General features: G+C 32.6%; 9 protein-coding genes and 1 tRNA gene. 6 read left to right on the top strand and 4 right to left on the bottom strand.

The genetic code is table 11. The features are described 5' to 3' along the window. Positions 1-146: 146 nt before the first annotated feature. Positions 147-863 (top strand): head GIN domain-containing protein, encoded by a 717-nt coding sequence (locus EKM02_RS04015; RefSeq protein ID WP_126452321.1) that lies wholly within the window; start codon positions 147-149, stop codon positions 861-863. A 41-nt stretch (positions 864-904) separates the two neighbouring features. Beyond that, complete coding sequence (locus EKM02_RS04010) at positions 905-1,582, top strand: LysE family translocator (protein ID WP_126452318.1); 678 nt, start codon at positions 905-907, stop codon at positions 1,580-1,582. A 204-nt stretch (positions 1,583-1,786) separates the two neighbouring features. On the opposite strand, the gene EKM02_RS04005 is transcribed toward EKM02_RS04010, so the two are convergent. Together EKM02_RS04005 and folB are read right to left on the bottom strand one after the other, a co-directional pair. Beyond that, positions 1,787-1,857, bottom strand: a tRNA-Cys gene (locus EKM02_RS04005). 82 nt (positions 1,858-1,939) lie between these two features. Further along, complete coding sequence (gene folB / locus EKM02_RS04000; RefSeq protein WP_126452316.1) at positions 1,940-2,299, bottom strand: dihydroneopterin aldolase; 360 nt, start codon at positions 2,297-2,299, stop codon at positions 1,940-1,942. Between the two features lie 125 nt (positions 2,300-2,424). Between folB and EKM02_RS03995 the strand changes: the two genes are divergently transcribed. The 4 genes from EKM02_RS03995 to EKM02_RS03980 all read left to right on the top strand — a co-directional run bounded on the left by EKM02_RS03995 (position 2,425) and on the right by EKM02_RS03980 (position 5,807). Beyond that, positions 2,425-4,527, top strand: a complete 2,103-nt coding sequence (locus tag EKM02_RS03995) for a glutamine--tRNA ligase/YqeY domain fusion protein (protein ID WP_126452314.1) — start codon at positions 2,425-2,427, stop codon at positions 4,525-4,527. Between the two features lie 305 nt (positions 4,528-4,832). Beyond that, positions 4,833-5,162 carry a YtxH domain-containing protein gene (locus EKM02_RS03990; RefSeq protein WP_126452312.1) on the top strand — a complete coding sequence of 110 codons (330 nt, stop codon included), beginning with the start codon at positions 4,833-4,835 and terminating at the stop codon, positions 5,160-5,162. 39 nt (positions 5,163-5,201) lie between these two features. Beyond that, on the top strand, positions 5,202-5,552 hold the full coding sequence (locus tag EKM02_RS03985; protein ID WP_126452310.1) for a competence protein: 351 nt from the start codon (positions 5,202-5,204) through the stop codon (positions 5,550-5,552). Positions 5,553-5,555: 3 nt separating this feature from the next. After that, the gene (locus EKM02_RS03980) at positions 5,556-5,807 is read left to right on the top strand and encodes a DUF6327 family protein (RefSeq protein WP_126452308.1); all 252 of its coding nucleotides are present in this window, start codon (positions 5,556-5,558) and stop codon (positions 5,805-5,807) included. A gap of 30 nt (positions 5,808-5,837) precedes the next feature. Here EKM02_RS03980 and EKM02_RS03975 read toward each other — a convergent pair whose 3' ends face one another. Together EKM02_RS03975 and gltX are read right to left on the bottom strand one after the other, a co-directional pair. After that, entirely contained in the window at positions 5,838-6,833 is a 996-nt protein-coding gene (locus EKM02_RS03975; RefSeq protein WP_234423149.1) for an SPFH domain-containing protein, read from the bottom strand. A gap of 788 nt (positions 6,834-7,621) precedes the next feature. Further along, positions 7,622-9,133: a glutamate--tRNA ligase gene (gene gltX / locus EKM02_RS03965; RefSeq protein WP_126452306.1), complete on the bottom strand. Its 1,512-nt coding sequence runs from the start codon at positions 9,131-9,133 to the stop codon at positions 7,622-7,624. Between the last annotated feature and the right edge of the window lie 57 nt (positions 9,134-9,190).

Raw genomic sequence — 9,190 nt, 5'->3', positions numbered from 1 at the left:
CTCAATTCATCTGGATACTCTTTATAAAAATCTAAAATATTCATATCAAATCTGTTTAGATTTTAAAGATACAAAATGATTAGGTGTTAATACGGATAAGCATATAATTTTTTAAGAAGAATTGGAGAACCATTAAAATAAAAAAAATGAAATCAAAGATTCACGAATACCAAAAAATAAATATTAGAAATAGGAGTAAAAAATTAGTGATTATTGCTTTTATATTTTTAAGTCAAATAACAAATGCTCAGATAACCAGAAATTTAGGAGATTTTGATGAAGTAAAAGTATTTGATAAAATTAGTGTCAAATTAATTGCAGCCTCAGAAAACAAAATTATTATAACTGGTGCTCGTGCAGATGAAGTGGAAACGGTGAATAAAAACGGTGAATTAAAAATCAGAATGCCTTTCCCTAAATTATTATCTGGAGATGATATTAAAGTTAAGTTATATTTTAAAACCTTGCAGAGTATTGCTGTAAGCGAGGGAAGTTATGTATCAAGTGACTCTGATTTTAAACAAACAGTATTAGATTTGAATGCAAAATCTGGAGGCGAAATAAAGTTAGAAATTGATGTTGATAAAGTAGAAGTGAAAGCGAATGCTGGAGGAATAGTTTCAGTATCCGGTAGAGCCAAAAATCAAAATGTAACTATTACTTCTGGTGGAATTCTTAATGCTAAGGATTTACTGACTTCACAAACAACGATAAGCGTTGCTGCAGGTGGACAATCAGAAATTCATGCCTCAACCTTAGTGGATGCAAAAGTAAAAGCAGGTGGTTCTATTTTTATTTATGGAAAACCAAAACAGATTAATAAAAATGTTTTCATAGGTGGCACTATCTTAGAAAAGAATTAGTATTTTGGTTTACTTTTAATACTAATAAATTTAGATGTTTAATGATAAACGATATTCTAGCTGGTATTCCTTGGGGAATTTTCTTAAGTTTTATGATTGGTCCTGTTTTTTTTATTTTACTGGAAACAAGTATTATAAAAGGATTTAGGGCGGCTTTAATATTTGATTTAGGCGTAATTTTAGGAGATATTGTTTTCATCGGAATTGCTTATTTAGGCAGTTACCGGTTAATTCAAAGTTTAAAAGACCAACCAGCACTTTTTATTTTTGGAGGTGTGTTGATGCTCGCTTATGGTGTAATTTCTTTCCTGCAATTAAAAAAAGAAGAGAAAATAAATACAGACATTATCGATAAGGAAATAGTTAAAAAAAATTATTTAAGCCTTTTTATAAAAGGTTTTTTGTTAAATATTATCAATATAGGTGTACTTGGTTTTTGGTTGGCTATTATTATTTCAGTAGGACCAAAACTAGAAATGCAAACATTTAGAATGGTCACTTTTTTTATTGCAGTTATTGGAACCTATTTATTTATAGATTGTATCAAAATTGGATTAGCTAAACAATTAAAAACAAAACTTACCCCTAATAACATCCTTAAAATTAAAAAAGGAATCAGTATTGTAATGATGGTTTTTGGGATGGTTTTGATCACCCAAGGTTGGTTTCCGGAAGAAAAAGAATTGGTAAAAAAAGCATTTGATAAAATAGATAATTAAAGTCTATTACGTTTTTTTAAACCATTAAGAAATTAAGAAAAATTAAGTCTTAAGTCTTAATAAAATGTAGTTTCTTAATGGTAAAAATTTGAGTCAAAAAAAACTAAAGTATTTTAAAGGTTTTATATTTTATCCGGATTCGAACCCTAATTTTCCTAAAAATTAGACATAAAAAAAACCTCCAAATTGCTTTGAAGGTTTTAGAGGCATCGTCCGGATTCGAACCGGAGTAGGAGCTTTTGCAGAGCCCAGCCTAGCCACTCGGCCACGACGCCCTGTTGAATGGACGGCAAAAGTACTCAAAAAGTTTAAAGTTTAAAAGTTTAAAGTTTAAAAGTTTTAAAAAATATTTTTAATTTAGCTTCTATATTCTTCCAATTCAATAGTAACTGCTTCAACATCACCACCAATAGGGGGGTTTAGTTTAGAAACCGCCACAATAATTCTGGAAATTTCCGGAATTTCTTCAAAGATTCGCGTTAAGATTCGGTGTGCCACATGTTCTAATAAGTCTGAACGAATCGCCATTTCTTCTACAACGATATGATTTAAGAGCACATAATCCACCGTGTCTTTCAAATCATCTGTGACACTGGATTTTCTCAAATCAGTCTTAACTTCTAAATTTACAATATAGTCTGACCCAATTTTTCCTTCCTCGATCAAGCAACCGTGGTAGGAGTAGGTGCGGATATTTTTAAGTTTTATAATTCCCATTATTTTATTTTTGTGTGTAAAGCGTATAATGTAAAGAGGAATCGCTAATTTTTCAAAGGTTTCTATGGAAACTTTAAACCTTTAACCTCAAACTTTTTTTATCTTTGCTAAAATAAAACAAAAAAATGTCAACTGAAGAAAAATCGCTCCATTTTATAGAACAAATCATTGAAGACAGTTTATCTAACGGTTTTCCTAAAGATAAATTACGTTTTCGTTTTCCGCCGGAGCCTAATGGCTATTTACATATTGGTCATGCTAAATCAATTTGCTTGAATTTTGGTTTAGGATTAAAGTACAATGCACCGGTTAACTTGCGTTTTGATGATACCAATCCTGCTAAAGAAGAGCAGGAATATGTAGACGCCATCAAAGAAGATTTAAAATGGTTGGGATTTAACTGGACCGAGGAATTGTATTCTTCTGATTATTTTCAGCAATTGTATGACTGGGCAATTTTGATGATTAAAAAGGGAAAAGCATATATAGACAGCCAATCCTCGGAAAAGATGGCATTGCAAAAAGGAACGCCAACACAAGCAGGTGTAGATGGGCCTTTCAGAAACCGTACTATAGAAGAAAATCTCATTTTATTTGAAGGAATGAAAAATGGAGATTTTCCGGAAGGAAGTCATGTTTTACGTGCGAAAATTGATATGGCATCTACTAATATGTTGATGCGAGATCCATTGATGTATCGTATTCTACACCGTCACCATCACAGGACAGGCAATCAATGGAATATTTATCCAATGTATGATTATGCACACGGAGAAAGCGATTATATCGAGCAAATTTCGCATTCTATTTGTACGCTTGAATTTGTAATGCACCGAGAATTATACAACTGGTTTTTAGACCAAATTTATGATGACTCAAAAGTACGACCACAACAATATGAATTTGCCCGTTTGAACTTGAACTACACGGTAATGAGCAAACGAAAACTGTTGCAATTAGTACAAGAAAATATTGTAAACGGTTGGGATGATCCTAGAATGCCAACAATTTCAGGATTGCGAAGAAGAGGATATACCGCAGCTTCTATTCGTAAGTTTTGTGATAGTATTGGTGTTGCCAAAAGAGAAAATATAATTGATTTTTCACTTTTGGAATTTTGCCTGCGTGAAGACTTGAATAAAACGGCTCCAAGAGTTATGGCGGTTTTAGATCCTATAAAATTAGTCATCACAAATTATCCGGATGACAAAGAAGAATGGCTTGATGCTGAAAACAATCAGGAAGATGAAAGTGCAGGATTGAGGAAAGTTCCTTTTTCAAGAGAATTATTTATTGAAAGAGAAGACTTTCTAGAAGAGGCTCCTGCCAAATTTTTCCGATTGAGTTTAGGAAGAGAAGTACGTCTTAAAAACGCCTATATTATTAAAGGGGAGCGTGTTGTAAAAGATGCTGCGGGTAATATTACTGAAATTCATGTAACGTATGATGAAGACAGCAGGAGCGGGAGCGGGAGCGAAGCCAGTCAACGAAAAGTGGCCGGAACCCTGCATTGGGTCTCTATACAACATGCTCTAGAGACGGAAGTTCGGCTCTACGATCGCTTGTTTATCGATGAAGCGCCAGACAGTCATAAAGAGAAAAATTTCCTGGAATTTATGAATCCTGGTTCGTTACAAATTGTAAAAGGATTTGTAGAACCAAGTTTGGCAACGGTACAATCTGGGGATAAATTTCAGTTTCAACGATTGGGTTACTTCAATGTGGATAAAGATTCAACTGAAGGCAAAATTGTCTTTAATAAAACCGTTGGATTAAAAGATGCTTGGGAAGAAAAAGGCAAAAAAGAAGAAAATTTATTGATGAACACGCAAAAAGAAATCAATAAATATGTAAAAGAAAAGGATGAAAACAATGCCAATTTGATTTTAAACAACATTGTGACTAATATAAAAAGTATAGATAATTACAGTTTAATTATTCAGACTATTGTCAAAAATATTAAGAATGATAATAACTCGTTATTGTTTTCTAATTTGATTTTACTGCATTCTGATAAGGTTAATATAAAAGATATTGACGAAGAGTCTTTAACAAAATTATATTCGATGTCATTGAAAAGCCAATTGGCAGCGGTTCGAATTTTAGTTATCGAAAACTTACAAAAGGACGGCGGTAATTTTAGTCTTTTTCAATCACAACTTTCAGAAATGAAAAATAATGAAAAAAACGATAAAGTGCTACAGGTATTAAATGATCTTACATTTTAAGAACATATTGCTAAAATAGAGTTTACCAATCAAAAATCCTCTTTTTAGAGGATTTTTGATTGGTATAGTAATTTTTTATAGAAATACTTTTTTTAATATTTTTATCTAATCGGAAACAACATCCATATATTGATTTTAATCGTCTTTTATAGCATAAACAACATCTTTTATAGAATTTAAAAAAACACACAAGAGCTTGCTTTTATTTGCTTTTGGTCTTGTATAATTACACTTTAACGAGTTGTTAACGGGTTGTTGTTTATAAATATGTATCTTTATAAAACGAACATATAAAAGTAAGAATCATGTCGAATAATATAGGAAATACAGTATTGGCTCTTTTAACAGGTGTAGCCATTGGTGCAGGAGTAGGAATTTTATTTGCTCCGGATAAAGGATCTAGAACTAGAGAAAAATTTAAAGATGGTTTTGAGGATGCTAAAAATGAATTAAAAAGCAGATTTGATAGTGCATCTTTAGAATTGAAAGATAAGTTTTCGCTTGCTAAGTATGATCTGGAAGGAACTTATGAGGAGCTGGTGTCTAATATGAGTCACAAGACGGATGATGTCATTTCTTTCTTAGAAGAAAAATTGGCGGAATTAAAATCTCAAAATGCCAAACTTCAAAAGTAATTTTGATTTAATTTATTATTAAAATCTAAAAATAAGTACATGGCTTTTGAAGAACTAAAAGAAAACACAGAAAATATTCAAGAACAGGCTAAAGAATATTTGGAAGCTACAGCTGCTTATTATAAGTTAAGAGGCTTTAAGCTTGCAATGAAATCAACGACAATGATCATAAAAATGTCTTTGATTTTACTTTGCTTTAGTATGGTTTTATTGTTTTGTTCGGTTGCTGCAGCATTTGCAATTGGAATAGCTTTAGATAGTTATGCCTATGGGTTTTTAATAGTTGGTGGAATTTATCTTGTACTGACAATGCTTTTATTTACTATTAAAGATAGAATTATTGAAGGACCCATTTTAGAGAAATTTTCAGAAATCTTTTTTAACGACTAATTTATGGAAATCAAAAAATATTCATCCTATGCTCAAATTGAAAGAGAACTGGAAATTTTAAGGATTGAAAAAGAAATCAGTTATCAAAAATTAGCGTATGGTTTTCAAAAAACAAAAGATAGTATAACCCCCTCAAATATTGTGAGTGGTGTCATAGGATCATCCTTGAATGCATTTTCAGGTTCGTACGGGTCCATATTGACGATTATATTGCCATTTGTGATCAAGTGGATAAAAAAAATAAAAAGAGGCTGATTAGCCTCTTTTTTACAATTTAAATTTAAATTATTCTTCCGTTTCGGGAGTTTTCGGAGTTTCAGTTTTTTCAGTCAACTGATGATCTCTTTTGTTTTCTTTTCTTGCAACTTCTTTCCTATTAGTTTTTTTCATCATTTCACCCACTTGATTGGAAGCGCTAAACGAGGCAATCATATTATTAAGCATGTCACTTCCTGCTTGTGGAGAATTTGGTAATAAAATTAGATTTGAATTTGTGTCAGCACCAATAGCTTGCAGCGTATCATAGTGTTGTGTTACTACAATCAAAGCCGAAGCTTCTTGTGAGTTAATACCAACTCTGTTCAAAACATCTACACTTTCTACTAAACCTTTGGCAATTTCTCTTCTTTGGTTCGCAATACCTTGTCCTTGTAATCGTTTGCTTTCGGCTTCGGCTTCGGCTTTAGCTACAATCCTAATTCTGGAAGCTTCGGCTTCAAATCCTGCAACAGTTTTCTCTCTATCAGCTGCATTAATTCTGTTCATCGCATTTTTCACTTGAATATCCGGATCGATATCTGTTACCAATGTATTGATAATCGTATAACCATACGTAGTCATGGCTTCATTTAATTCTCTTTTTACGGCAATGGCGATATCGTCTTTTCTTTCAAAAACATCATCCAGTCTTAACTTTGGAACTTCGGCACGAACCACATCAAACACATAAGAGGTAATTTGATCGTGTGGATATTCCAGTTTGTAAAAAGCATCATAAACGGTTTCTTTGATAACCATAAATTGAACCGAAACTTTTAGTTTCACAAAAACATTGTCTTTGGTTTTTGTTTCAATTATAACGTCTAATTGCTGTATTTTAAGATTAACGCGACCTGCAATTCGGTCGATTAAAGGAATTTTTAGATGTAAACCTGATTGTCTAATGTTTAAAAACCTTCCAAATCGTTCTACTACTGCAGCTGTTTGCTGTTTGACCGTAAAAAAAGAGGAAAGTAAAATAAAAAATCCAAATACTAAGAGTACTATTAATGGAATGTTCATAATGTTTTTTTTTAGTTAACTAATTAACTGACAATTTACAAAAAATCTTTAGGTTTGTCCTTGTAGATTTCAAATAATATGAGAAATATTTTGTTTGCTTTAGTTTGCGTTTTCATTTCAATAAGTACTTTTGCCTAATACAAATAACAGGATTCCAATAGAGTAGGGATTAGTATTGGAGTCAACCAATTTGCCCTAAACACAAATAACTTTCAAACTAAACTTGAATTAAGTTAGAATGCGGGAATTTCCATGCGTGGAATTTTCTATAATAATTTGGACTTGGTGTATTCAATTTAGTTTAGCTAAAATAATTTTCTGTTGCTACGAACACTTTGATTATAGACCATGAACATGTCAACTATAAATTGTCGTCAGCTCAAGTGTCTTTAGAATTGAGTTACAGGCTTATTAAAAATCATTTGAGCATTGAATTTGGACTCGTGTTACAAGGTAAATGGAAAATTAAATACAAATAACACGGAGAAAAACAATGTGATTTGCGGAATAACTTTATTAGCTAAAGATATTTGGGAAATTTCAAATTTTAATTGTTATCCAACTGTTAGAATAACTTTTGGAATTCGTCATTTAAGAGCTAATATTTCTTATCAATATGGAGTCAATAACAAGCTTGAAAACTTAAACAACAAGATTTAGGAGTCCATTTTAAAGGAAATACTGGAATACTGAATGGAAATATGATAATTTATTTGTAAAATTTTTACTTGTGAATTGTATAAAATATAAAGCTTCTAGCCTTCAAAAGGCTAGAAGCTTTATTAGTTTTAAAGAGTAGCAATTGCTTTTTTAATTCTGTTAATCGTTTCGTCTTTTCCTATTACTTCAACGATATCAAATAGGTGAGGACCTTTCAGCGCGCCAACCAAACTCAAACGAAACGGTTGCATTACTTTTCCCATTCCAATTTCATTTTTTGTCATCCAATCTTTGACAATTGTTTCTATGTTCATCGAAGTGAAATCGGTAATTTCTTCTATGACAGAAATTAATTCTTGCATCAATGCTGGAGTTTCTACTTTCCAATTTTTGCTTGCTTTCTCATCATAGGCTGTTGGAGCCACAAAAAAGAAATCGCTCATTTCCCAAAATTCTGAAACGAAATCCGCACGTTCTTTGATTAAAGAAACTATTTTGGTCAACTTTGTCATTTCGAGCGCAGTCGAGAAACCTTTTTCAGCTAAAATAGGAGTATAGGCTTTCGCCAAAGTTGCATCTTCCTGCTTGATTAAATACTGGTGATTGAACCATTTGTTTTTTTCTGGATCAAATTTAGCTCCAGCTTTATGAACTCTGTTCAAGTCAAATGCTTCCACTAATTCTTCCAGCGAGATTAATTCTTTATCCGTTCCATCGTTCCAACCTAATAATGCTAAAAAGTTGATTACGGCTTCCGGGAAAAATCCTTTTTCTCTGTAACCCGATGAAATGCCTTCTGTAGTTTTCCAATCTAATGGAAATACAGGAAATCCCATTTTGTCACCGTCACGTTTGGATAATTTTCCGTTCCCAACAGGTTTCATAATCAATGGTAAATGTGCAAATTCTGGTGCTTCCCAACCAAATGCTCTGTACAACAAAACGTGCAAAGGCATTGATGGTAACCATTCTTCACCGCGAATTACATGTGATGTTTCCATTAAATGATCATCCACAATATTAGCCAAATGGTACGTTGGCATTCCGTCACTTTTGAACAGTACTTTATCGTCTAAAAGATTCGTTTCAAATTTCACATCGCCACGAATTATGTCATGCAGATGCAAGGTTTCATTCACTGGAGTTTTAAAACGGATGACATAATGCTCTCCATCAGCAATTCTTTTAGCAGTTTCATCTGCAGAAATTACTAGAGAAGTATCCAGTTTCTCTCTGTTATGGTGATTGTATATAAAGGTTTGTCCTTGTTCTTCTTCTAATTTTCTTGCTGCATCCAAAGCTTCGGCTGTATCAAAAGCATAATACGCATTTCCGGAATTGATTAATTCAGCAGCATATTGTTGGTACAAATCTTTTCTTTCGCTTTGACGGTATGGACTAAATTTTTCGTTTTTACCAATAGTCTCATCGGGTGCAATTCCTAACCACTCCAGTGCTTCCATGATATATTCTTCGGCTCCGGGAACAAAACGATTTTGGTCTGTATCTTCAATTCTCAGGAAGAATACGCCATTGTTTTTTTTGGCAAACAAATAATTGAATAATGCGGTACGAACTCCGCCAATATGTAAAGGTCCCGTTGGACTTGGTGCAAAACGCACCCGAACTTGTCTAGACATTGCTGTATTTTTTTTGCAAAGATACAAATTCAAGTAGGCAAACACATCAGCTTTTAA

The organism is Flavobacterium sp. RSP49, assembly GCF_003968735.1.
Taxonomy (GTDB): domain Bacteria; phylum Bacteroidota; class Bacteroidia; order Flavobacteriales; family Flavobacteriaceae; genus Flavobacterium.
Note: the sequence above shows the minus strand (reverse complement) of the source record. Positions and strands in the feature narration are given on the sequence as shown.

Excerpts from the sequence above, each read along its gene's own strand:
- EKM02_RS04015 (WP_126452321.1), top strand. The coding sequence starts at position 147 with ATGAAATCAAAGATTCACGAATACCAAAAAATAAATATTAGAAATAGG.
- EKM02_RS04010 (WP_126452318.1), top strand. The coding sequence starts at position 905 with ATGATAAACGATATTCTAGCTGGTATTCCTTGGGGAATTTTCTTAAGT.
- folB (WP_126452316.1), bottom strand. The coding sequence starts at position 2,299 with ATGGGAATTATAAAACTTAAAAATATCCGCACCTACTCCTACCACGGT.
- EKM02_RS03995 (WP_126452314.1), top strand. The coding sequence starts at position 2,425 with ATGTCAACTGAAGAAAAATCGCTCCATTTTATAGAACAAATCATTGAA.
- EKM02_RS03990 (WP_126452312.1), top strand. The coding sequence starts at position 4,833 with ATGTCGAATAATATAGGAAATACAGTATTGGCTCTTTTAACAGGTGTA.
- EKM02_RS03985 (WP_126452310.1), top strand. The coding sequence starts at position 5,202 with ATGGCTTTTGAAGAACTAAAAGAAAACACAGAAAATATTCAAGAACAG.
- EKM02_RS03980 (WP_126452308.1), top strand. The coding sequence starts at position 5,556 with ATGGAAATCAAAAAATATTCATCCTATGCTCAAATTGAAAGAGAACTG.
- EKM02_RS03975 (WP_234423149.1), bottom strand. The coding sequence starts at position 6,833 with ATGAACATTCCATTAATAGTACTCTTAGTATTTGGATTTTTTATTTTA.
- gltX (WP_126452306.1), bottom strand. The coding sequence starts at position 9,133 with ATGTCTAGACAAGTTCGGGTGCGTTTTGCACCAAGTCCAACGGGACCT.